Source organism: Variovorax sp. GW823-FHT02B07 (genome assembly GCF_058797695.1).
In genome coordinates this window covers 126499-146950 of the sequence record NZ_JBXAJX010000007.1, presented here as the reverse complement: position 1 = coordinate 146950, position 20452 = coordinate 126499, and the positions used below count along the sequence as shown (strand labels likewise).

Annotated in this window: 21 protein-coding genes and 1 riboswitch; of the genes, 12 read left to right on the top strand and 9 right to left on the bottom strand. The window is 68.5% G+C overall.

Annotation, left to right across the window (positions count from 1 at the left end; translation table 11 throughout):
• The first annotated feature begins 75 nt into the window (after positions 1 to 75).
• A complete protein-coding gene (locus AC1RGU_RS26780) occupies positions 76 to 879 on the top strand; it encodes an ABC transporter permease (RefSeq protein ID WP_492698794.1) in 804 nt (267 codons plus the stop codon).
• Positions 880 to 883: 4 nt separating this feature from the next.
• On the opposite strand, the gene AC1RGU_RS26775 is transcribed toward AC1RGU_RS26780, so the two are convergent.
• From AC1RGU_RS26775 to phaP, 6 genes are all read right to left on the bottom strand, one after another.
• Positions 884 to 2512 carry a peptide chain release factor 3 gene (locus AC1RGU_RS26775; RefSeq protein WP_095947934.1) on the bottom strand — a complete coding sequence of 543 codons (1629 nt, stop codon included), beginning with the start codon at positions 2510 to 2512 and terminating at the stop codon, positions 884 to 886.
• Between the two features lie 66 nt (positions 2513 to 2578).
• A complete protein-coding gene (locus AC1RGU_RS26770) occupies positions 2579 to 3172 on the bottom strand; it encodes a GNAT family N-acetyltransferase (protein WP_492698793.1) in 594 nt (197 codons plus the stop codon).
• A gap of 26 nt (positions 3173 to 3198) precedes the next feature.
• Positions 3199 to 4272: an alpha/beta fold hydrolase gene (locus AC1RGU_RS26765; protein ID WP_062482906.1), complete on the bottom strand. Its 1074-nt coding sequence runs from the start codon at positions 4270 to 4272 to the stop codon at positions 3199 to 3201.
• Positions 4269 to 4706 carry a hypothetical protein gene (locus AC1RGU_RS26760; RefSeq protein WP_492698791.1) on the bottom strand — a complete coding sequence of 146 codons (438 nt, stop codon included), beginning with the start codon at positions 4704 to 4706 and terminating at the stop codon, positions 4269 to 4271. Before AC1RGU_RS26760 ends, AC1RGU_RS26765 begins: the two co-directional genes overlap by 4 nt.
• A gap of 43 nt (positions 4707 to 4749) precedes the next feature.
• Positions 4750 to 5679, bottom strand: a complete 930-nt coding sequence (locus AC1RGU_RS26755; RefSeq protein ID WP_492698790.1) for an alpha/beta fold hydrolase — start codon at positions 5677 to 5679, stop codon at positions 4750 to 4752.
• Positions 5680 to 5701: 22 nt separating this feature from the next.
• Complete coding sequence (gene phaP / locus AC1RGU_RS26750; RefSeq protein ID WP_492698788.1) at positions 5702 to 6199, bottom strand: TIGR01841 family phasin; 498 nt, start codon at positions 6197 to 6199, stop codon at positions 5702 to 5704.
• Between the two features lie 251 nt (positions 6200 to 6450).
• Positions 6451 to 6519, top strand: a riboswitch (S-adenosyl-L-homocysteine riboswitch).
• A 65-nt stretch (positions 6520 to 6584) separates the two neighbouring features.
• Here phaP and ahcY point away from each other — a divergent pair.
• Genes ahcY through AC1RGU_RS26730 form a run of 4 tightly spaced genes read left to right on the top strand, consistent with a single transcriptional unit; the run spans position 6585 to position 10390 of the window.
• Entirely contained in the window at positions 6585 to 8024 is a 1440-nt protein-coding gene (gene ahcY / locus AC1RGU_RS26745) for an adenosylhomocysteinase (RefSeq protein WP_095947939.1), read from the top strand.
• Between the two features lie 5 nt (positions 8025 to 8029).
• The gene (locus AC1RGU_RS26740; protein ID WP_492698786.1) at positions 8030 to 8863 is read left to right on the top strand and encodes a TlyA family RNA methyltransferase; all 834 of its coding nucleotides are present in this window, start codon (positions 8030 to 8032) and stop codon (positions 8861 to 8863) included.
• 10 nt (positions 8864 to 8873) lie between these two features.
• The gene (gene metF / locus AC1RGU_RS26735) at positions 8874 to 9698 is read left to right on the top strand and encodes a methylenetetrahydrofolate reductase [NAD(P)H] (protein WP_492698784.1); all 825 of its coding nucleotides are present in this window, start codon (positions 8874 to 8876) and stop codon (positions 9696 to 9698) included.
• Between the two features lie 53 nt (positions 9699 to 9751).
• Complete coding sequence (locus tag AC1RGU_RS26730) at positions 9752 to 10390, top strand: septal ring lytic transglycosylase RlpA family protein (protein ID WP_492698782.1); 639 nt, start codon at positions 9752 to 9754, stop codon at positions 10388 to 10390.
• A 10-nt stretch (positions 10391 to 10400) separates the two neighbouring features.
• Here the strand turns inward: AC1RGU_RS26730 and AC1RGU_RS26725 are convergent, their stop codons facing one another.
• The gene (locus tag AC1RGU_RS26725) at positions 10401 to 11360 is read right to left on the bottom strand and encodes a 23S rRNA (adenine(2030)-N(6))-methyltransferase RlmJ (RefSeq protein ID WP_159272803.1); all 960 of its coding nucleotides are present in this window, start codon (positions 11358 to 11360) and stop codon (positions 10401 to 10403) included.
• 135 nt (positions 11361 to 11495) lie between these two features.
• Between AC1RGU_RS26725 and AC1RGU_RS26720 the strand changes: the two genes are divergently transcribed.
• The 6 genes from AC1RGU_RS26720 to mdtD all read left to right on the top strand — a co-directional run bounded on the left by AC1RGU_RS26720 (position 11496) and on the right by mdtD (position 16524).
• Positions 11496 to 12125: a hypothetical protein gene (locus AC1RGU_RS26720; protein WP_492698780.1), complete on the top strand. Its 630-nt coding sequence runs from the start codon at positions 11496 to 11498 to the stop codon at positions 12123 to 12125.
• Positions 12122 to 13390 (top strand): S1C family serine protease, encoded by a 1269-nt coding sequence (locus tag AC1RGU_RS26715; RefSeq protein WP_492698778.1) that lies wholly within the window; start codon positions 12122 to 12124, stop codon positions 13388 to 13390. The genes AC1RGU_RS26720 and AC1RGU_RS26715 overlap by 4 nt, the downstream gene beginning before the upstream one ends.
• A 206-nt stretch (positions 13391 to 13596) precedes the next feature.
• A complete protein-coding gene (rplM, locus tag AC1RGU_RS26710) occupies positions 13597 to 14028 on the top strand; it encodes a 50S ribosomal protein L13 (protein ID WP_056577471.1) in 432 nt (143 codons plus the stop codon).
• Between the two features lie 12 nt (positions 14029 to 14040).
• Entirely contained in the window at positions 14041 to 14433 is a 393-nt protein-coding gene (gene rpsI, locus AC1RGU_RS26705) for a 30S ribosomal protein S9 (RefSeq protein ID WP_062479216.1), read from the top strand.
• Between the two features lie 197 nt (positions 14434 to 14630).
• Complete coding sequence (erpA, locus tag AC1RGU_RS26700) at positions 14631 to 14996, top strand: iron-sulfur cluster insertion protein ErpA (protein WP_056577477.1); 366 nt, start codon at positions 14631 to 14633, stop codon at positions 14994 to 14996.
• A 94-nt stretch (positions 14997 to 15090) separates the two neighbouring features.
• Positions 15091 to 16524 carry a multidrug transporter subunit MdtD gene (gene mdtD / locus AC1RGU_RS26695; protein WP_492698777.1) on the top strand — a complete coding sequence of 478 codons (1434 nt, stop codon included), beginning with the start codon at positions 15091 to 15093 and terminating at the stop codon, positions 16522 to 16524.
• Positions 16525 to 16530: 6 nt separating this feature from the next.
• Here mdtD and AC1RGU_RS26690 read toward each other — a convergent pair whose 3' ends face one another.
• Both AC1RGU_RS26690 and AC1RGU_RS26685 read right to left on the bottom strand, forming a co-directional pair.
• Positions 16531 to 17679: an anhydro-N-acetylmuramic acid kinase gene (locus AC1RGU_RS26690; protein WP_492698776.1), complete on the bottom strand. Its 1149-nt coding sequence runs from the start codon at positions 17677 to 17679 to the stop codon at positions 16531 to 16533.
• A 17-nt stretch (positions 17680 to 17696) separates the two neighbouring features.
• Positions 17697 to 19043 carry a M23 family metallopeptidase gene (locus tag AC1RGU_RS26685; protein WP_492698774.1) on the bottom strand — a complete coding sequence of 449 codons (1347 nt, stop codon included), beginning with the start codon at positions 19041 to 19043 and terminating at the stop codon, positions 17697 to 17699.
• 160 nt (positions 19044 to 19203) lie between these two features.
• On the opposite strand from AC1RGU_RS26685, the gene tyrS reads away from it, so the two are divergent.
• Complete coding sequence (tyrS, locus tag AC1RGU_RS26680; protein WP_139706046.1) at positions 19204 to 20436, top strand: tyrosine--tRNA ligase; 1233 nt, start codon at positions 19204 to 19206, stop codon at positions 20434 to 20436.
• Positions 20437 to 20452: the final 16 nt, after the last annotated feature.

Below are 20452 nucleotides of genomic sequence, written 5' to 3'. Positions count from 1 at the left end.
CCCGGGGGACATTCGCGGAGGGAAGTACCCGGTGGCCTGTGCACGCGCCCTGAACAGCGGCGAGGGCCACTGAAGATGGGCGCACTTCCCCTTTTCCTCCGCCTCATGGCCGCTTCCATCAGCGGCCAGGCCAGGTACCCCGCGTCCGCACTGCTGCTGACCCTCGGCCAGTTCCTCGGCACAGGCATCGAGGTCGTCGCCGTCTGGGCGCTGTTCCATCGCTTCGGCGAGGTGCAGGGCTGGGGCATCGGCGAAGTCGCGTTGTTCTACGGCCTCGTGAACTGCATGTTCGCCCTTGCCGATGCGCTGGGCCGCGGCTTCGACGTGCTGGGCACCGAGTTCCTGCGCACCGGCACCTTCGACCGGCTGCTGCTGCGCCCGCGCCCGCTTGCGCTGCAGCTCATGGGCCACGACGTGCGCATCAGCCGCTTGGGCCGTCTGCTGCAGGGCCTGCTCGTGCTGGCCTTTGCGACCGTGCAGGCCGACATCGCATGGACGCCCAGCGCCGTGGCCGTCGCGCTGTTCGCCCTGGCCGGTGGCATCGCGCTGTTCCTCGGCATCCTCGTGCTGCAGGGCACGCTGTCGTTCTGGACCGTCGAGAGCCTGGAGATCGCCAACGTGCTCACCTACGGCGGCGTGCAGGCCGCGCAGTACCCGCTGGCGCTCTATGCGCAGTGGTTCCGCCGCGTGCTGACCTTCATCGTGCCGCTGGCCTGCGTGGCGTACTACCCGGTGCTGGCGATCCTGGGCAAGCCCGATCCGCTGGGCGCACCGGCCTGGGTGGGGTGGGTGTCGCCGCTCGCGGGCTTCGTGTTCCTCGCGGCGGCGTTCGGTGCGTGGCGCCTCGGGCTGCGCCACTACACCTCGTCGGGCAGCTAGCCGATCAGCCGGCGCTCTGCAGCGCCAGGCCCGCGTGCTCGCGCAGCGGATGGAAGTGGATCTTCGGAAAACGCTCCTGCGCCAGCCGCACGTCGTACGGCGACGTGCACAAAAAGGCCAGCGTGTCGGCCGCGTCCTTGGCCATGCGCACCGGGTAGGCGTGGACGAACTCGCGCAGCTCGGCCGGCGTGTCCGCCGTGATCCAGCGCGCGCCCGTGTACTGGCAGCCCTCGAGCCGCACGTCGGCGTCGTACTCGGCCTTCAGGCGGTGCTGCACCACTTCGAACTGCAGCTGGCCGACGGCGCCCAGCAGCATCGGGCCGCCGACCTCGGGGCGGAACACCTGGATCGCGCCTTCCTCGCCCAGCTGGGCCAGGCCCTGCTGCAGCTGCTTGGTGCGCAGCGGGTTCTTCAAAATCACGGTCATGAACAGCTCGGGCGCGAAGAAGGGCAGCCCGGTGAACTGCAGGTTCGCGCCGTCGGTGATGGTGTCGCCCAGCTGCACGCCGCCGTGCGTGGTGAAGCCCACGATGTCGCCGGCGTAGGCCTCTTCCACCGCCTCGCGGCGCTGGCTCATGAACGTCACGACGCTGGTGGGGCGCAGCTCTTTCGACGTGCGCTGCACCTTGAGCTTCATGCCCGGCGTGTACTTGCCCGAGGCCATGCGCACGAAGGCAATGCGGTCGCGGTGGTTGGCGTCCATGTTGGCCTGCACCTTGAAGACCACGCCCGCGAAGTCCTTGTCCTCGGGCTGGATCTCTTTCACCACCGGCTGGCGGTTGACCAGCGTGGTACTGGTGCGCGACTGCGGCGAGGGCGCCAGGTCGACCAGCGCGTCGAGCACCTCCATCACGCCGAAGTTGTTCACGCCGGAGCCGAAGAACACCGGCGTCTGCTTGCCGGCCAGGAAGGCCTCGCGGTCCCAGGTGGGCGAGGCGCCAGTGGCCAGTTCCATGCTTTCCATGGCGTGCTCGAAGTCGGCACCGAAGCGCTTGACGAGCGTGTCGCGCTCGCTCAGCGGGATGGTCTCGAAGTCGTGCGGCAGCCGCTCGCTGCCCGACTCGAACACCGTCATCGCCTGGGTGCGCAGGTTCATGATGCCGCGGAAGCTCTTGCCCTGGCCCACGGGCCAGGTCATGGGCACGCAGGGCATGCCGAGTTCGCGCTCCACCTCGTCCAGGATGTCCAGCGGCTCGCGCACTTCACGGTCCATCTTGTTGACGAAGGTGATGATGGGCGTGTCGCGCTGGCGGCAGACCTCGATCAGCCGGCGCGTCTGCGCTTCCACGCCGTTGGCCGCGTCGATCACCATCAGCGCCGAGTCGACGGCGGTGAGCACGCGGTAGGTGTCTTCCGAGAAGTCCTTGTGGCCGGGCGTGTCGAGCAGGTTGATCACGTGCTCGCGGTACACCATCTGCATCACCGACGAGGCCACAGAGATGCCGCGCTGCTTCTCGATTTCCATCCAGTCGGAGGTGGCGTGGCGCGAGGCCTTGCGGGCCTTCACCGAGCCGGCGATCTGGATCGCGCCCGAGAACAGCAGCAGTTTTTCGGTCAGCGTGGTCTTGCCGGCGTCAGGGTGGGAAATGATCGCGAAGGTGCGACGGCGGCGGGTTTCGGCGAGAAAAGACAAGGTGGGCAATCTGCAGGGGAATCCCCCGATTTTAGGAGGCCGCCCCGCCAACCCCGGGCTGTAGGCCTAAAACGCCTCCGTCACCCCGTACGCCCGCATCTGCGCCTCGACCTGCGCCGCGTCCTGGCTCAGCACCACGAGGTCGTGCGCCTTGCCCTCGCGGTCCTTCACGTGGCGCGTGAGCAGGGCCTCGGGCCGGAAGCCCAGGGCCTGGAAGACGGCGATGGCGCCGCGTTGGTCGACGGTCATCTGGGCGACGATCTTTTCCTGGCCGTGCGCGAAGGCCAGCGCGCAGCCCTCCTGCGCGAGCTGCTGGCCCAGCCCGCCGCCGCGCAGCGTGGGCGAGACCAGCACGCGCAGCTCGGCGACATGGCCCGACCACGAGTGCGGGTCGCGGATGACGGCGGCGCAGCCCAGCACGGCGCCGTCGCGCACGGCGAGCACGCTGTCGATGTCGCCGCGCTCGATGGCGCGGACCCAGGCGGCCATCACCTTGGGCTCGGTGATGTCGCGCGGCAGAAAGAGCAGGTCGTGCGCCGGCAGCGCCTGCGCGAAGGCCAGCACGGCGGGGGCGTCGGCGCCGGTCATCAGGCGCAGGGCGATGTCGCCGTCCGCGTGGGTGACGGTGCGCGGGTAGGTGCGAGAAGAAGATGCGGTCATGGGAAGGTGTTCGATGGTTGTCTTCGTCAGGTGGAGCGCACGCCCAGCCACTCGTCGAGCTTGGGCCACAGCCGCCGCACGGCGTTGGTGCCGGCCGCCAGGCTCACGTGGCCGCCCTTGAGCACCACCTCTTCCTTGTCGGTGGAGCCGATGCCGGCGATCAGCGGCTGCCCCGCCTCGTAGGGCACGATGTGGTCGTGCTGCGCCAGCGCGTGCAGCACCGGCACGGTGATGTTCTTCAGCAGCACGGGGCGCCCGCCGAGCACCAGCTCGCCCTTGTGCAGCTTGTTGTCCCACATGAGCTCCTTCACCGTCTGGCGGAAGTACTCGCCGGCCAGCGGCAGCATCTCGGCGCCCCAGCGGTCGAACATGCGGTACGACTTGACGAACTCGTCGTTGGCCATGTTGTCCCACAGCTGCACCAGCCCGGCGCCGCGCCCGGCGGGGCGCAGCATGTCGAAGGAGGCGAACAGCATCTCGGGCGGCACGTTGCCCACGGTGTCGATGAGGCGGTCGACGTCGAAGTAGCGCCGGTCGGACCACGCATGAAAGAGCTTCATGCGGCTGAAGTCGATCGGCGTGGTGAAGAGCGCCAGGTTCTTCATCGGCCCGCCGGGGTGCAGCGCCGCGTACAGCGTGGAGAGCACGCCGCCCATGCAGTAGCCGGCGATGGTCACGTCGTCCTCGCCCGAGTCTTCCTGCACGCGGCGGATCGAATCGGGAATGAAGTCGAGCACGTAGTCCTCGATGCGCAGGCGCTTCTCGTCGGGGCGCGGCGCGTTCCAGTCCATCACGTAGACGTCGTAGCCCTTGAGCAGCAGGTACTCGACCATGCTCTGGCCCGGCGCGAGGTCGAAGATGTAGGCGCGGTTGGTGGTGGCCATCACCATGAGCACCGGCACGCGGTAGATCTCGTCGACCATCGGGCGGTAGTGGTACAGGCTCAGCGTGCCGCGCCGGTGGATCTCGTCCTTGGGCGTGAGGCCGACGGCGGGCGCGGTCGAGGTCAGGAAGTCCAGCCCCTTGATGTTGCGCTGGATCGTGCGCTCGATCTCGCCGCGGATGTCGGGCAGTTGGAAGGTGTCGGGCGGCGCGCTCATGAGCGGCGCTTTCCAGCGGGGCGTTTCTTTGCGGCGGCGGTCTTGGCGGCAGGCGCCGCCGCCGCTGCGGGCGGTTGCTTGGTCCGACGCGGCCGGGGCGGCGCAGTGGCCGTATCGGCGGTTCGCGCGGCAGGGCCGGCCCCGCCTTCCAGCGCGCGGCGGATGCCCGCCAGGTGGTCGTCGATGCGGTGCAGCTGCTCGCCCAGCGCCTGCAAGTCGGCGCGCGTGGGCAGGTTCAGCAGCGTGAGGTAGCGCGCCATCAGGTCGCCCACCGCTTTCTGCGCGGTGAGCGAGGCGTTCATGCCGCCGTGCATGCCCTGGCGGAACGGGTCCGAGGCCATGGCTTCGTTGGCGAATTCGTTGGTGCTTTTTTCCCACTGGGCCGTGAGCTCGCGCCACAGGGCCATGGGATCGAGGGACGGAAACTGGCTCATGAAAACACCTCCGTCTGGGTTTGTCGTTGTCTCTTTTTTTCTTTCAGTGATCGTCGCGCCGCGCCGCCCGTGCGGTGTGCGCGGCGATGGCCTCGATGATCTGCGGCCACATCGCGATCGGCAGCGCATGGCCCATGCGCGGAATGCGCAGCAGCGTCGCGCCGGGAATGGCCTCGGCCACGTCGATGCCGCAGGCCACGGGCACCAGCGGATCGACGTCGCCGTGGATCACCAGCGTGGGCACCTGCACCGCGCGCAGCGCCGGCTTGCGGTTGCCCGACGCGAACACGGCTGCCAGCTGGCGCGCCACGCCGCCTGGGTTGAGGCCGCGCAGGAAGGCCAGCTGCGCGCGTTCAGCGTCGCGCGCCTCGTCGAGCGGAAAGGCGTCGGGCCCGCGCAGCACGCGCCACAGCTTGGCGTGGTGCGGCAGGTAGGCCTCGAAGCTGGTCGGCGCGGGCGCGAACAGCACCGCCAGCGCCTCGGGCGTGGGCGGCGGCAGGGCCGGGTCGCCGGTGCTCGACATGATGCTGGTGAGCGAGCGCATCCGCCCCGGGTGATGGATGGACATCTCCTGCCCGATGGCGCCGCCCATCGACGCGCCTACGACGTGGGCGCGCGCGATGCCCAGCGCGTCGAGCAGGCCGGCGCAGTCGTCGGCCATGTCGCGCAGCGTGTAGGGCACCTGCAGCGGGCGCCCGGCCATGGCCTGCAGCATCAGCGCCTGGATGTCGGGCACGCCGGCGTGCGGCAGGTGGGTGGAGTGGCCGATGTCGCGGTTGTCGAAGCGGATCACGTGGTGGCCGCCGGCCTGCGCCAGGGCGGCGCAGAACGCGTCGTCCCAGGCGACCATCTGGGCGCCGAGGCCTATGACCAGCAACAGCGGCGGCGCCTCGGGGTCGCCGAAGCTGTCCCAGGCCAGTTCGATGCCGTTGGCGCGGGTGCGCCGTTCGGTGCGGGGCGCGACGGCGGTCATGCGGGCCTTTCTTTGCTTCTTGTTACTTGCGCTGCAGCAGCTTCGTGACCTCGTCCACGTTGGCCTGGATGCGTTGGCGCACCACGTCGAAGGCGTCGGCCTGCGACTTGGCGGCCAGGGTGGCCAGTTCCTTGATGTCGTCGACGGCGCGCTGGAACGACTGGCGGCCCAGCTCGTCGAGCTTGGCGAGGTTTTCCTTCGGGTCCTTGCCCGGCATCGCCTTGGCGGCGGTCTGCCACTCGGCGATGGCCGTCTTGATCATTTCGGTCTGTCGCTGCACCACGGTCTGCAGGCCCTGGTAGGACTTTTCGTTGGCCTGCATCAGTGCCTGCAGGTCCTTGCGGCCGCTGTCGAGCAGCTTGCCGGCGCCGCCGGTCAGGTTCAGGTTCTGCAGGCGCTCGGCCATGCCCTTGAGGTTCTTCATCGGATCGAGCATGTCCGCGGCGGACGGCGCCGCCTGCTTCGCGCCGGCGCTGCTGGCGGTGGTTTTTTTCGCGGCGGCTTTCTTGGCAATGGCCATGGTGCGGAATCTCCTGTGTCGGGTGATGAAAACAATCGAACGGGTGGATGCAGGCAGCGGCCGGGCGGCCGGGGCCCGCCGCCACGATACGCCGGGCCGGCGCGGCTCAGGGCGCTCCAAGCGCGGATTTGCCTGCGGAGTTTCCCGGGGTGGCCCGCGCCGCACGGCCCGGCCTGGCGGGCGTCCGCGCTTTCCGTGATGTGGGATGCCCCGGTCGATTGGCGGGCCGGGCGGCCGCGACTACAATCCGGCGCTCCGAGGAGCGTTGCAGCGCCGTCAGGCGTGAGGCTCGGACCACATCGCAACCACGCTCACCCGCTGTTCTCGCGGTGAGTCTTTCTTCCCCGTACGCAGTGGCATCTTTCAAACCAGTTTTGGAGTTCACATGAGCGCTGTACTCAAGCCCACCCCCGTCTCGACCGCCGACCAGGCGATTGCCGACCTGTCCCTTGCCGCCTGGGGCCGCAAGGAAATCAAGATCGCCGAAACCGAGATGCCCGGCCTGATGGCCATCCGTGAAGAGTTCTCGAAGGGCCAGGCCCTGAAGGGCGCGCGCATCACGGGCTCGCTGCACATGACCATCCAGACGGCCGTGCTCATCGAGACGCTGCAAGCCCTGGGCGCCGAAGTGCGCTGGGCCTCGTGCAACATCTTCTCGACGCAGGACCACGCCGCCGCCGCCATCGCCGCCGCCGGCACGCCGGTGTTCGCCATCAAGGGCGAGTCGCTGAAGGACTACTGGGACTACACCCACGCCATCTTCGACTTCGGTCCCAAGGGCTCGAAGGGCGAAGGCCCGAACATGATCCTGGACGACGGCGGCGACGCCACGCTGCTCATGCACCTGGGCCAGCGCGCCGAAAAAGACCTGGGCGTGCTCGCCAACCCGACCAGCGAAGAAGAACGCATTCTTTACGCCGCCATCAAGGCCAAGCTGGCCGTGGACGACACCTGGTACACCCGCAAGTCGGCCGAGATCATCGGCGTGACCGAAGAGACCACCACCGGCGTGCACCGCCTCAACGAGATGAGCGCCAAGGGCACGCTGCTGTTCCGCGCCATCAACGTGAACGACTCGGTCACCAAGAGCAAGTTCGACAACCTGTACGGCTGCCGCGAATCGCTGGTCGACGGCATCAAGCGCGCGACCGACGTGATGATCGCCGGCAAGGTGGCTTGCGTGGCCGGCTACGGCGACGTGGGCAAGGGCTCGGCCCAGGCCCTGCGCGCCCTGAGCGCCCAGGTGTGGGTCACCGAAATCGACCCGATCAACGCCCTGCAGGCCGCGATGGAAGGCTACAAGGTCGTGACCATGGAGTACGCCGCCGACAAGGCCGACATCTTCGTGACCACCACCGGCAACAAGGACGTCATCACGCACGACACCATGGTCAAGATGAAGGACCAGGCCATCGTCTGCAACATCGGCCACTTCGACAACGAGATCGACGTCGCGTCGATCGAGAAGTACGAATGGGAAGAGATCAAGCCGCAGGTGGACCACATCACCTTCCCGGACGGCAAGAAGATCATCCTGCTGGCCAAGGGCCGCCTCGTGAACCTGGGCTGCGGCACGGGCCACCCGAGCTTCGTGATGTCGTCGTCGTTCGCCAACCAGACCATCGCCCAGATCGAGCTGTTCACCAAGCCCGATGCGTATCAAGCCGGCAAGGTCTACGTGCTGCCCAAGCACCTGGACGAGAAGGTCGCGCGCCTGCACCTGAAGAAGGTCGGCGCCATGCTCACCGAGCTGACCGACGCCCAGGCCGCCTACATCGGCGTGAGCAAGAACGGCCCTTACAAGCCGGACACCTACCGCTACTGATCCGCGTGCGCGCCGATCAACTGTTGGTAGAGCGCGGCATGGCCGCCTCGCGTTCGCAAGCTGTCCGGCTCATCGCCGGCGGCATGCGCTGGCGTGACGCGGGCACGAGCGACGCGTGGCGCAATGTCGTCAAGAACAAGGACGAAGTGCCCGAGTCGGCCGAGCTCGAGCTCGCCGACGCCGCCGAGGCACGCTACGTGTCGCGCGGCGGCCTCAAGCTCGAAGGTGCGCTGAAAGCCAGCGGCGTGGACCCGACGGGCACGCTGTGCCTGGACGTCGGCCAGTCGACCGGCGGCTTCACCGACTGCCTGTTGCAGCACGGTGCCGCCAAGGTGGTGGGCATCGATGTGGGCCACGGGCAGCTGCATCCGCGCATGCGCGAGGACGCACGCGTGGTCGCCATCGAAGGCGTCAATGCGCGGGCGTTGTCGCCGGCCGATCTTCAGGTGGACGATGAAGAAGGCGCAGAAACTGGCGAGGCGGTCGAAGTTGTCGAAGCCCCGGCCGAACCGCGCTTCGACCTCATCGTCGGCGACCTGTCGTTCATCTCGCTCACGCTGGTGCTGCCGGCCGTGGTGCAGTTCCTGGCCGACGACGGCCAGTTGCTGATGCTGGTCAAGCCGCAGTTCGAGCTGCAGCCCGGCCAGGTCGGCAAGGGCGGCATCGTGCGCGACGAGGCGATGTACCCTGTGGTCGAGAAGCGCCTGCACGACGCCTGCGTGGCGCTCGACCTGAAGGTGCTGCGCTGGTTCGACAGCCCGATCGCCGGGGGCGACGGCAACCGCGAGTTTTTCATTCACGCCGTTCGTGCTGCTGCCAAGGCGGGCGACGGTTCCTAAGGAGACGCAGGTGCGCCTTCCGCTGAGTTTCGAATTCTTCCCGACCAAGACGCCCGAAGGCGCGGTCAAGCTGCGCGCCGTGCGCCAGCAGCTGTATGTGCGCAAGCCGCAGTTCTGCTCGGTCACCTACGGCGCGGGCGGCTCCACGCACCAGGGCACTTTCGGTGCGGTGCAGGAGATCCTGGCCGAGGGCGTGGACGCCGCCAGCCACTTCTCGTGCATCGGCGCCACGCGCGCCACCGTGCGCGAGCAGCTGGCCGAGCTGAAGGCCATGGGCGTGAAGCGCCTCGTCGCGCTGCGTGGCGACCTGCCCAGCGGCTACGGCATCGGCGGCGAGTTCCAGTACGCGAGCGACCTGGTCGCCTTCATCCGCGAGGAGACCGGCCGCGACTTCCACATCGAGGTGGCCTGCTACCCCGAAATTCACCCGCAGGCGCGCTCGCCCGAAGCCGACCTGCAGGCCTTCGCGACCAAGGTGAAGGCGGGGGCCGACTCGGCCATCACGCAGTATTTCTTCAGCCCCGAGGCCTACTTCCGCTTCGTCGACGACGCGCGCAAGCTGGGGCTCGACACGCCGATCGTGCCGGGCATCATGCCCATCACGAGCTCGACGCAGCTCATGCGTTTCTCGGACGCCTGCGGCGCCGAGATCCCGCGCTGGATTCGCCTGCGCCTGCAGGGCTTCGGCGACGACACGGCCTCGATCAAGGCCTTCGGCCTGGACGTGGTGACCGACCTGTGCGAGCGCCTGCAAAAGGGCGGCGCACCCGCGATCCACTTCTACACGATGAACCAGTCGGCGGCCACGCTGGCCATTCTGGAGCGCCTGGATTGAGAGGGCTGCGCGCGGTCGCCGTCGCGGTCTCCTGCGTGCTCGCAGGGTGCACCATGCCGCCTGCCACGCAGGAGAAAGACGCGGACACCGCCGCCGCGCCGGGGGCGTCCGGCAAGCGGCTGCAGCCGCTGGGACGCGGCCTGGCCGTGCCGCCCGGCGCCGCGCCGCGCTCGGCCGTGCCGTCGGTGCGCTACGACCTCGCGGTGTCGGGCACCGGCGAGGCGCTGGACGACGGCGTGCCCGGCGATGAGCCGCGCGAGATCTTCGAGCGCGGTGGGGCTTCGTGGTACGGCATCCAGTTCCATCAGCGCAAGACCGCCAACGGCGAGCGCTTCGACATGGGCGCCATGACGGCGGCCCACAAGAGCCTGCCCTTCAACACCCGCGTGTGCGTGCGCAGCCTGGTCAATGGCAGCGAGGTGCTGGTGCGCGTCAACGACCGCGGGCCCTTCACGCCGGGCCGCATCATCGACCTGAGCCGCGCCGCGGCCGACCGCATCGGTCTCACGAGCATGGGCATCAAGCAGGTGGCGCTGTCGGTCATCGACCGCGAGGGCATGCGCTGCGGCGGCCAGGCCGTGGCGGCGGAAGATCTGCAGCCCGCGCTGTTGCCCGAGGCGCCGACGTCGCGCGTTCGCGCGCCGGCACCCGCGCGCAAGCGGGTGATCGTGCCGCCGCGCAAGCGCCGCTGAGCGGCCGGCCTCAGCCGCCGCTCTCGAGCGAGTAGGCGGCGTTGCGGTCTTGCGCCAGGCGCTCGGCCAGCTGGGGCAGTGCCTCGGCCAGTTGCGCCTTCAGCGTGTAGGGCGGGTTGATCAGGAACATCCCGCTCGCCGGCAGGCCCGGACGCTGCGTTTCGCCCGAGGCGGCGTCCTTCGTGATCTTGCTCGACTTGACGGTCAGCGTGGCGTGCAGCCACGACTTGCCGGCCTTGGTCGCCATCGTCTTCAGGCGGCGCGGCAGGTCGTGCGCCTCGGGGCGCGGAATGATCGGGTACCAGACCGCATACGTGCCCGTGGCGAAGCGCTTGAGCGCCTCGGCCGCGAAGTCGAGCACGCGGCCGTAGTCGGTCTTCATTTCGTAGCTCGGGTCCATCAGCACCAGCGCGCGGCGCGAGGGCGGCGGCAGGAACTTGGTGGCGCTGCCGAAGCCGTCTTCGGTCAACACGGCGATCTGCCGGCCGGCTTCGAGCTGCGCGATGTTGGCGCCGAGCGTGCGCGAATCGGTCGGGTGCAGCTCGAACAGCTTGAGCTTGTCGTGGTCGCGCAGCAGGTGCTGCACGATGAACGGCGAGCCAGGGTAGACGCGGGCGCCGCCCTTGGGGTTGAAGTCGTGGATCACGCTGAGGTAGCGGGCGATGGCTTCGGCGACCGGCTTTTCCTCGGCGGGGGCTGCCGCTTTCTTGCCAGCCGTTTTCGCGGCTGGCGCGGGCGTTTCGGCCGCTTTTGTCGGCGCGGGGAAGAAGCGCAGCACGCCGTCGGCCGCTTCGCCGCTGGTGCCGGCGTAGTCGCCGTCGAGCCGGTACAGGCCGGCGCCGGCGTGGGTGTCGACGACGGTCAGCGCGGCGTCTTTTTCAAGCAGGTGGTCGAGGGTGGCAATCAGGACCGTGTGCTTGAGCACGTCGGCGTGGTTGCCGGCATGGAACGCGTGGCGGTAACTGAACATGGAATGAGGCCTGAAAAAGTGAAAAGGGGAGCGCTAGACTCGCGCGGCGCTACATTGATTTACAAAACACAACGAGGGGCAGCAATGCGAGGAGCCGGATGGCGATTTTGGGGCCTGTGCGTCGGCGCGGGCGTTTTGTCTATTTTGACGGGCTGCGCCTCGGTCACCCACGGCACCACGCAGAACGTGAAGATCGAGACCCTTTCACCCGAGGGCAAGGTGGTCGACGGCGCCCGCTGCCGGGTTTCGAACGACCGCAATGATGCGGTGGTGCGCTCCGGCCTGACCCTGCCGGTGCGGCGCTCGGGCGAGAACCTGAGCATCGAATGCACCCAGGCCGGCCAGCCGCCGGCTCGCGGCCAGGCGATCTCGCGCGCCAACGTCGGCCTGGTCGGCAACGTGATGATCGGCGGCCTGATCGGCGTGGCGATCGACACCGGCACCGGGGCGGGCTTCAACTACCCGAGCTGGATCCGGCTGATCTTCGGCGAGGTGCGCAGTTTCGACCGCAGCGCGCAGACCGGCGACGAGGCGACGGTCGGCATGAAGATCGGCACGACCGAGATGGCGGCCGCGCCGGCGCCGAAGACCGCCGCAGCCCCTGTGCCCGCGCCGGCCGTGGTGGCGCCTCCTCCACCTCCTTCTCCTCCCGTGGCGGTCGCACCGCCCGCTCCAGCGCGCCCCGCGCCTGCAGCGCCGTCCGCGGCGCCCGACGCCCGGGTCTCGATGGACGACCTGCGCGGCCTGCTGCCTGCCAAGCCGTGAAGCCGGTCTGGACGAACCCCGCGCCGTGGCTGTGTGCCGCAGGCGCCTTGCTGGCCGCCGGCCAAGCCGCCGCGCTGGAGCCCGACGCCCTGTTCGCCAAGCTGACGGGCAGCGTCTGGGCCGTGCGCACCTTCGACGCGCAGGAGCGCCCGCTGCGCGCCGGCAGCGCCGTGGTGATCGCGCCCGGTCGCCTCGTCACCAACTGCCACGTGCTCGCCAAGGCCAGCAATTTCGTGGTCAAGCGCGACAACGTCACTTACGGCGCCACGCTCGAGTACCCGGACCCGGGGCGCGACCTGTGCCAGATCAAGGTCGCCAACTTCACGGCGCCGCCGGTGGCGCTGGCGCCTGCTGGCACCGCGCGGGTGGGGCAGCGCGTGTACGCCATCGGCAACCCGCGCGGGCTGGAAAACACGCTCAGCGAAGGCCTGCTGTCGGGCCTGCGCGGCGGCGACGGCGAGGCCCGGCTGCTGCAGACCACGGCCGCCATCGCCCCCGGATCGAGTGGCGGCGGGCTGTTCGACAGCGACGGCCGCCTGCTGGGCATCACCACCTTCGCCGCCCGCGACGGCGGCAACCTGAATTTCGCGATGCCGGCCGAGTTCCTGGCGGAGCTGCCGGCCCGCGCCCAGGCGCAGCTGGCGGCGCGCGCGCGGGAGCCTGCGGGCGCTGCCGCCCGCCGGGTGGCCGACGCCGGTGGGGCGGGCATCCCGCTGACCGAGCCGCTGCGCGCCGGCGACGCGCTCGAGTACCTGCGCACCGACCGGCTGACGGGCAACCGGGCGCCGGTGATCTACCGGGTGGACCGGGTCAGCGGCGACGAGGTGTCGTTCAACGCCGGCAGCCGGATCGAGAAGGCCAACGGGCAGGTGGTGACCCTCACTTCGTCGGTTGGCGGCCTGTTCGACAGCGCATCGCCGCCGGGCGGCTGGGCGCCGAAGGACGACGTCCAGCCGGGCATGCGCTGGCACCTCGACTATGTGGCGACCACCGAGGATCGGCTGCGGCATGAACTCAACGCCTCGGTGGGCGCTGAACACACGGCGCGCGTGGACGGCGTGGAGCTCAATGTGGTTCATATCAGCTATGACGGCTGGATCTACGTCTCCTATGGCACCGGCGCTTCACCCGTGGGCACGCCGTTCAAGGCAACCGTCTTGTATAGCCCCGACCTGAGGCGGATCGTCAACTTCGAGGCCATGTACCGACGCGGTTATGCCGCCGTGACCAGCGAGACCCTGGAACTCGTCCGCATCCAGCGCTGAGGCCCCCGGAAGCCCGGAAATTGGCCGTTTGGCCATTTCTTCATATAATCGCGGGCTTCGCAGCGTTTTTGTAGCCCCGCGGCGAAGGCATGTTCACCTGCTCATCACTGGGCAGGCAGGCGTGAAAACCCACCTAAGAGATTCCCAGCAGAGGAACGCCGACCGTGGAAAAGGGCTCGCCAAACCCTCTTTCAAGAGAAAAACTCATGACCAAAACGTTCAGCGCCAAGCCCGCTGACGTGACGCACGAGTGGTTTGTGATTGACGCGACCGACAAGGTCCTCGGACGAGTAGCCAGCGAAGTTGCTCTCCGTTTGCGCGGCAAACACAAGGCCATTTACACGCCTCACGTCGATACCGGTGACTACATCGTCATCATCAACGCCGCGCAACTGCGCGTCACCGGCGCCAAGTCGATCGACAAGGTGTACTACCGTCACTCGGGCTACCCGGGCGGTATCACGGCGACGAACTTCCGCGACATGCAGAACAAGTTCCCGGGCCGTGCCCTGGAAAAGGCTGTCAAGGGCATGCTGCCCAAGGGCCCGCTTGGTTACGCGATGATCAAGAAACTCAAGGTGTACGGTGGTGCTGAGCACCCGCATACCGCCCAACAGCCCAAAGTGCTGGAACTGTAAGGAGCCTTGAGAATGATTGGTGAATGGAACAATGGCACCGGCCGTCGCAAATCCAGCGTCGCCCGTGTGTTTCTGAAAAAAGGCACCGGCAAGATCACGGTCAACGGCAAGGACATCCAAGCGTTCTTCGGCCGTGAAACCTCGATCATGATCGCCAAGCAGCCCCTGGCGCTGACCAACAACCTCGAAGCTTTCGACGTGATGGTCAACGTGAACGGCGGCGGCGAATCGGGTCAAGCCGGCGCCACGCGCCACGGCATCACCCGTGCCCTGATCGACTACGACGCTTCGCTGAAGCCCGTCCTGAGCCAAGCCGGCTTCGTGACGCGTGACGCACGTGAAGTCGAACGTAAGAAGGTCGGTCTGCACTCCGCCCGTCGCCGCAAGCAGTTCAGCAAGCGCTGATCCCCTGCTCGTTGCGAGACAAGAAGCCGCCCTCGGGCGGCTTTTTCGTGGCCGCGTCCCCCAGGTGCTCTTGGCGGATGCGGCGCCCGACCCCACTTGCGATGGGTGCTCGCCACAGTCGGCCTGCCGAGATTGCGGCATTGCAGTAGCATCCGTCCCATTGGCCGCCCAAGCGGCCCCCCAAGGAGTTTCACCCCATGAGCGCTGTTGCCGAAAACATCCAGACCCAGATGCCCGAGCCGATCGTCTTCACCGACAGCGCGGCCGCCAAGGTCGCCGACCTGATCGCCGAAGAGGGCAATCCCGACCTGAAGCTGCGCGTGTTCGTGCAGGGCGGCGGGTGCTCGGGTTTCCAGTACGGTTTCACCTTCGACGAGATCACCAACGAAGACGACACCACCATGACCAAGAATGGTGTGTCGCTGCTGATCGATGCCATGAGCTACCAGTACCTGCTCGGCGCCGAGATCGACTACAAGGAAGACCTGCAGGGCGCCCAGTTCGTCATCAAGAACCCGAACGCCACCAGCACCTGCGGCTGCGGTTCCAGCTTCTCGGCCTGATGCCTGGATGCTGCTGACCAGCCCCCTCGAAAAAGCCGCCTCCGGGCGGCTTTTTGCTGCCTGTCGTTTTTCCTTCTGAATCCGCGCCTTCCCGATGAGCTCCGAAACCGCCGCCCCCGTCGATCCCTCCCGCAAGAGCCTGTTGTGGCTCGTGGCCGTGGGCTTCTTCATGCAGACGCTGGACGCCACCATCATCAACACGGCGCTGCCCGCGATGGCCGCCAGCCTGGGCGAGAGCCCGCTGCGCATGCAGTCGGTGGTGGTGGCCTACGCGCTCACGATGGCGATGCTGATCCCGGCCTCGGGCTGGATCGCCGACCGCTTTGGCACGCGGCGCATCTTCTTCTGCGCCATCGTGCTGTTTGCCGCCGGCTCGGTGCTGTGCGCGCTCTCGCAGGGGCTGGGGCAGCTCGTGGCGGCGCGGGTGGTGCAGGGCCTGGGCGGGGCGCTGCTGCTGCCTGTGGGGCGCCTGGCGCTGCTGCGCACGGTGCCGCGCGGCGAGTTCCTGCAGGCGATGAGCTTCGTGGCCATTCCGGGGCTCATCGGGCCGCTGCTGGGGCCCACGCTGGGCGGCTGGCTGGTGCAATACGCCTCCTGGCACTGGATCTTCCTGATCAACGTGCCGGTGGGGCTGGCGGGCTGCATCGCCACGCTGCGCTACATGCCGGACCTGCGCGGCGCGCTCCAGAAGCGCTTCGACGGCGTGGGCTACGCGCTGCTGGCCTTCGGCATGGTGGCGATCTCGCTGGCGGTCGATGGCGTCTCGGGGCTCGGGCTGCGCCAGGGCGGGGTGATGGCGGTGCTGATCTTCGGCTTCGCCAGCGTGGTCGCCTACTGGCTGCGCGCGGCCCGCACGCCCGAGCCGCTGTTCTCGCCCGCGCTGTTCGGCATTCCGACGCTGAGCATCGGCCTGCTGGGCAACCTGTTCTCGCGCCTGGGCAGCAGCTGCATGCCCTTCCTGGTGCCGCTGCTGCTGCAGGTGTCGATGGGCTATTCGCCGGTGCGCGCCGGGCTGATGATGCTGCCGGTCGCGCTGGCCGGCATGGCGATGAAGCGCTTTGCCACGCCGCTGATCACGCGCCATGGCTACCGCCGCGTGCTGGTGGCCAACACGGTGCTGGTCGGCTGCACCATGGCCAGCTTCGGCCTCACGGCGCCGGGGCAGCCGGTGGCGCTGCACCTGCTGCAGCTGCTGGTGTTCGGCGCGGTCAACTCGCTGCAGTTCACGGCGATGAATACCATCACCCTGAAGGACCTCGACGGCGGCATGGCCAGCAGCGGCAACAGCCTGCTGTCGATGGTGCAGATGCTGGCGATGAGCCTGGGCGTGGCCGCGGCCGGCGCGGTGCTGGCGGGCTACAACGGCGTTTTCGGTACCACGACGGCGGTGCAGACGCTCGATGCGTTCCAGGCCACGTTCGCGACCATGGGGCTCATCACGGTGGCTTCTGCGTTGATCTTCTGGCATTTGCCCGCAGAAGTGCGGGCGGCGCAGCCTGCGCAGCCGGAGGTTTCCGGCCAGGGCTGACGCAATTCAGGCGGGGTAGATCGCCCCGAGCACCCGCGCCCCGCGCGCGCCGGTCACGCTTGCGAGGTTGCCGGGTTCGCGCCGGACGGTGCGGCGGGCCAGCCACGCGAAGGCGGCGGCTTCGACCTGCTGGGGCGGCAGGCCGTGTTCCGACGACGCCTGCACCTGCACGCCTGGCAGCAGGGCGCGCAGGCGGCCCATGAGGTGGTCGTTGAGCGCGCCGCCGCCGCAGACGATCAGCAAGGCGCTCTCTTTTTGATAGCTGCGTAGTGCTGCCGCGCAGGTGCTCGCGGTCAGCTCCGCCAGCGTGGCCTGCACGTCGACAGGCGCCCAGGTGGCCGTACCCAGATGGCCCGTAAGCCAGTCCGGGTGGAATAAATCGCGCCCCGTGCTCTTCGGCGGCGCCTTGGCGAAATACGGTTCGGCCTGCAGCCGGGCCAGCAGCTCGGGCAGCACGCGCCCGCTGGCCGCCCACTGGCCGCCCCGGTCGAAGGGCTGGCCGAGGTGGCGCTGGCACCAGTGGTCCATCAGCGCGTTGGCGGGGCCGCAATCGAAGCCCAGCAGGGGCGCAGTACCCGCCGGCGCGTTCGTGGCGGGCAGCAGGCTCAGGTTGGAGATGCCGCCGAGGTTCAGCACGGCGACGGGCGCGTCGGGCCGGGCGAACAGCGCCCGGTGAAAGGCCGGCACCAGCGGGGCGCCCTGACCGCCGGCCGCGAGGTCGCGGCTGCGGAAGTCGGCGACCACGTCGATGCCGCACAGCTCGGCCAGCAGCGAGGGGTTGTTGACCTGCAGCGTGTAGCCCGTGCCGTCGAATTCGAGCGGCCGGTGGCGCACGGTCTGGCCGTGGGCGCCGATGGCGGTGACGGCGCGGGGTGCCGTGCCGGTGCTGGCCAGCAGCTGCGCGACCACGTCGGCATACACCCGTGCCAGGCCGTTGCCGGCCAGGGCCGCGCGATGCAGTTCGTTGTCGCCGGGGGTGTTGAGCGCCATCAGCTCGGCACGCAGCGGGGCGGGAAAGTCGGCGCTGGCGTGGCCGATCACCGCGAGGTGGCCGTCGTCGGAGAAATCGGCAATGACGCCGTCGACCCCGTCGAGCGAGGTGCCCGACATCAGGCCGATGAAGCGTTGCTGCGGCTGCTGCGGTGCGGCGGCCATGCCTTGGGGAGCGAGGCTCAGTCGGCGCTGGCCTGGATCACCGAGAAGGCGGCAGCCAGCTCGGTGCGGGCGCCCACGGCGATGCGTTCGAAGGCCGGGCGCAGGGCCGCGGTGATCGGGGCGCCGCCTTCTTGCGCGATCGTGGTCGGGTCCTGGTAGGCCCCGGCGACGCGGTATTCGAAATGCAGGTGCGGGCCGGTGGCCCAGCCGGTCGAGCCGACGGCGCCGATGGTCTGGCCCTGGCTCACGCTCTCGCCGGCCTTCACGTTGATGCGGCTCAGGTGAGCGTAAGCCGTCTGCTGGTTGTTGCGGTGGTTGATGATGACGATGTTGCCGTAGCCGCTTTGCGTGCCGGCGAAATCGACCGTGCCATCACCGACCGTGCGCACTGCGGTGCCCGTGGGCGCCGCGTAGTCGATGCCGTTGTGCTGGCGCCAGCTGTTCAAAATCGGATGCATGCGCATCGCGAAGCCGCTGGACACGCGCGAGAACTCGACCGGCGAAGCCAGGTAGGCCTTGCGCAGGCTGTCGCCGTTCGGGCGGTAGTAGCTGCCCTTCTGGCCCGCGCCCGGGGGCTGGAACCAGACGGCCTGGTGGACCTTGCCGTTGTTCTCGAACTCGGCCGAGAGCACGCGGCCGCTGCGCAGCGCCTGGCCGTCGGCTTCGAAGGTCTCGTAGACCACGGCGAAGCGGTCGCCCTTGCGCAGCGAGCGCACGTCGACGTCGCCCGCGAAGATGTCGGCCAGCTGGCTCGCCACGGCGTCGGGAATGCGCGAGTCGTCGGTGGCGGCGAACAGCGAGCTGCGGATGGTGCCGCTGGCCAGGCGCGTGCCCGGCGTCAGCATGTCGCGCTCGGTGCGGGCCACGAAGCCGGTGGGCGTGCGCTCGACGACGAAACGCTTGAAGCCGCCGTCGGCGTCGGGAATCCAGCGGGCGCTCAGTTTTTGCAGCTGGTTTTCCTGCGTGGCTTCGGCCGTCACGGTGCGGCCCACGCGCGCGAACAGCGCCATGCGCGCTTCGGCGTTGCCGCGCACGAAGGCGGTGGCGGCGGGGTCGGAAATGCCCAGGCGCTTCATCAGCGTGTCGGCCGTGTCGCTCGAACGCGAGACGTCGGTGCGGAACAGCGTGAAGCTGAAGTTCTCGAGCGACGCCGACTGGTCGGCGAAAGACACCGGCGCGGTGGCTTCGAGCACTTGCTGGATGGGGAGGTCGGACGCGTCGGGACCGAGCGAGGCGACCGCGAGGGTGCCGGCGCTGAGCAGCATCGCAGCGATCGCTGCGGTGATCTGCTTGGGGTACGTCCGGAATGTGTACGCCACGCGGGAAGCGAGAAGCTCCTCGGCGGCAAGGATGCCGTTGATCAAACTGTGGATTCCAACTCAGGTTCTGCAGGTCCGTGCTGCAAGGCCCAGTGCGTTCAGGGCGGCAGGAGACGGTGCGGAAAAAAGCGCCGCTTAGAATCCGGCGCTTGAAAAGTCGGGCTGAGTATAGCTTCGGCCACCGGAAAAACCGCCAAAAAAGCCCATGAACGCCGAATCTGTTACATCCACCAGCCTCTCCGATGGTGTAAGACAAGCCCTCGAAATCTCCCTCCGCGGCGCTGACGAACTGCTGCCGCAGGACGAGTGGGTCAAGAAGCTCCAGAAGGCGGAAGCCAGCGGCAAGCCGCTGCGCATCAAGCTGGGCCTGGACCCGACCGCCCCGGATATTCATATCGGACACACGGTGGTGCTCAACAAGATGCGCCAGCTCCAGGACCTGGGGCACCGCGTGATCTTCCTGATCGGCGACTTCACCTCGCTGATCGGCGACCCCTCGGGCCGCAACAGCACCCGCCCGCCGCTCACGGCCGAGCAGATCCGCGCCAACGCCGAGACCTACTTCGCCCAGGCCAAGCTGGTGCTGGACGAGTCCAAGACCGAGATCCGCTACAACTCGGAGTGGAGCGACCCGCTGGGCGCGCGCGGCATGATCCAGCTGGCGGCCAAATACACGGTGGCGCGCATGATGGAGCGCGACGACTTCAACAAGCGCTTCAAGGCCGGCCAGTCGATCTCGGTGCACGAGTTCCTGTACCCGCTGATGCAGGGCTACGACTCGGTGGCGCTCGAAAGCGACCTCGAGCTGGGCGGCACCGACCAGAAGTTCAACCTGCTCGTCGGCCGCCATCTCCAGCAGGAATACGGCCAAGAGCCGCAGTGCATACTCACTATGCCGCTGCTCGAAGGGCTCGATGGCGTCGAGAAAATGTCCAAGAGCAAGGGCAACTACATCGGCATCAGCGAGGACGCCAACAGCATGTTCGCCAAGGTGCTGTCGATCTCCGACACGCTGATGTGGCGCTGGTACACGCTGCTGAGCTTCCAGTCGGTGGCGCAGATCGAGGCGCTGAAGGCCGAGATCGCGGCCGGGCGCAACCCGAAGGACGCCAAGGTGGCGCTGGCCAAGGAAATCACCGCGCGCTTCCACAGCGCGGCGGCAGCCGACGCGGCGGAGCAGGACTTCATCAACCGCAGCAAGGGCGGCGTGCCCGACGAGATTCCCGAGGTGGCGCTCAGCGGTGCCCCGCTGGGCATCGGCCAGCTGCTCAAGCAGGCCAACCTGGCGTCGTCGTCGGGCGAGGGCAACCGCCTGATCGACGGCGGCGGCGTGCGCATCGACTCGGTCGTGGTGTCCGACAAGGGCCTGAAGCTGCCCGCGGGCAGCTACGTGGTGCAGGTCGGCAAGCGCAAGTTTGCGCGGGTGACCCTGAGCTGATCGCAAAAAAAGGCCC

Coding starts and splice junctions, on each gene's coding strand:
- AC1RGU_RS26760 (WP_492698791.1), bottom strand. CDS start 4,706: ATGAGCCAGTTTCCGTCCCTCGATCCCATGGCCCTGTGGCGCGAGCTC.
- phaP (WP_492698788.1), bottom strand. CDS start 6,199: ATGGCCATTGCCAAGAAAGCCGCCGCGAAAAAAACCACCGCCAGCAGC.
- AC1RGU_RS26770 (WP_492698793.1), bottom strand. CDS start 3,172: ATGACCGCATCTTCTTCTCGCACCTACCCGCGCACCGTCACCCACGCG.
- mdtD (WP_492698777.1), top strand. CDS start 15,091: ATGAGCTCCGAAACCGCCGCCCCCGTCGATCCCTCCCGCAAGAGCCTG.
- AC1RGU_RS26780 (WP_492698794.1), top strand. CDS start 76: ATGGGCGCACTTCCCCTTTTCCTCCGCCTCATGGCCGCTTCCATCAGC.
- ahcY (WP_095947939.1), top strand. CDS start 6,585: ATGAGCGCTGTACTCAAGCCCACCCCCGTCTCGACCGCCGACCAGGCG.
- rplM (WP_056577471.1), top strand. CDS start 13,597: ATGACCAAAACGTTCAGCGCCAAGCCCGCTGACGTGACGCACGAGTGG.
- AC1RGU_RS26765 (WP_062482906.1), bottom strand. CDS start 4,272: ATGAGCGCGCCGCCCGACACCTTCCAACTGCCCGACATCCGCGGCGAG.
- tyrS (WP_139706046.1), top strand. CDS start 19,204: ATGAACGCCGAATCTGTTACATCCACCAGCCTCTCCGATGGTGTAAGA.
- erpA (WP_056577477.1), top strand. CDS start 14,631: ATGAGCGCTGTTGCCGAAAACATCCAGACCCAGATGCCCGAGCCGATC.
- AC1RGU_RS26755 (WP_492698790.1), bottom strand. CDS start 5,679: ATGACCGCCGTCGCGCCCCGCACCGAACGGCGCACCCGCGCCAACGGC.
- AC1RGU_RS26690 (WP_492698776.1), bottom strand. CDS start 17,679: ATGGCCGCCGCACCGCAGCAGCCGCAGCAACGCTTCATCGGCCTGATG.
- AC1RGU_RS26725 (WP_159272803.1), bottom strand. CDS start 11,360: ATGTTCAGTTACCGCCACGCGTTCCATGCCGGCAACCACGCCGACGTG.
- AC1RGU_RS26730 (WP_492698782.1), top strand. CDS start 9,752: ATGCCGCCTGCCACGCAGGAGAAAGACGCGGACACCGCCGCCGCGCCG.
- rpsI (WP_062479216.1), top strand. CDS start 14,041: ATGATTGGTGAATGGAACAATGGCACCGGCCGTCGCAAATCCAGCGTC.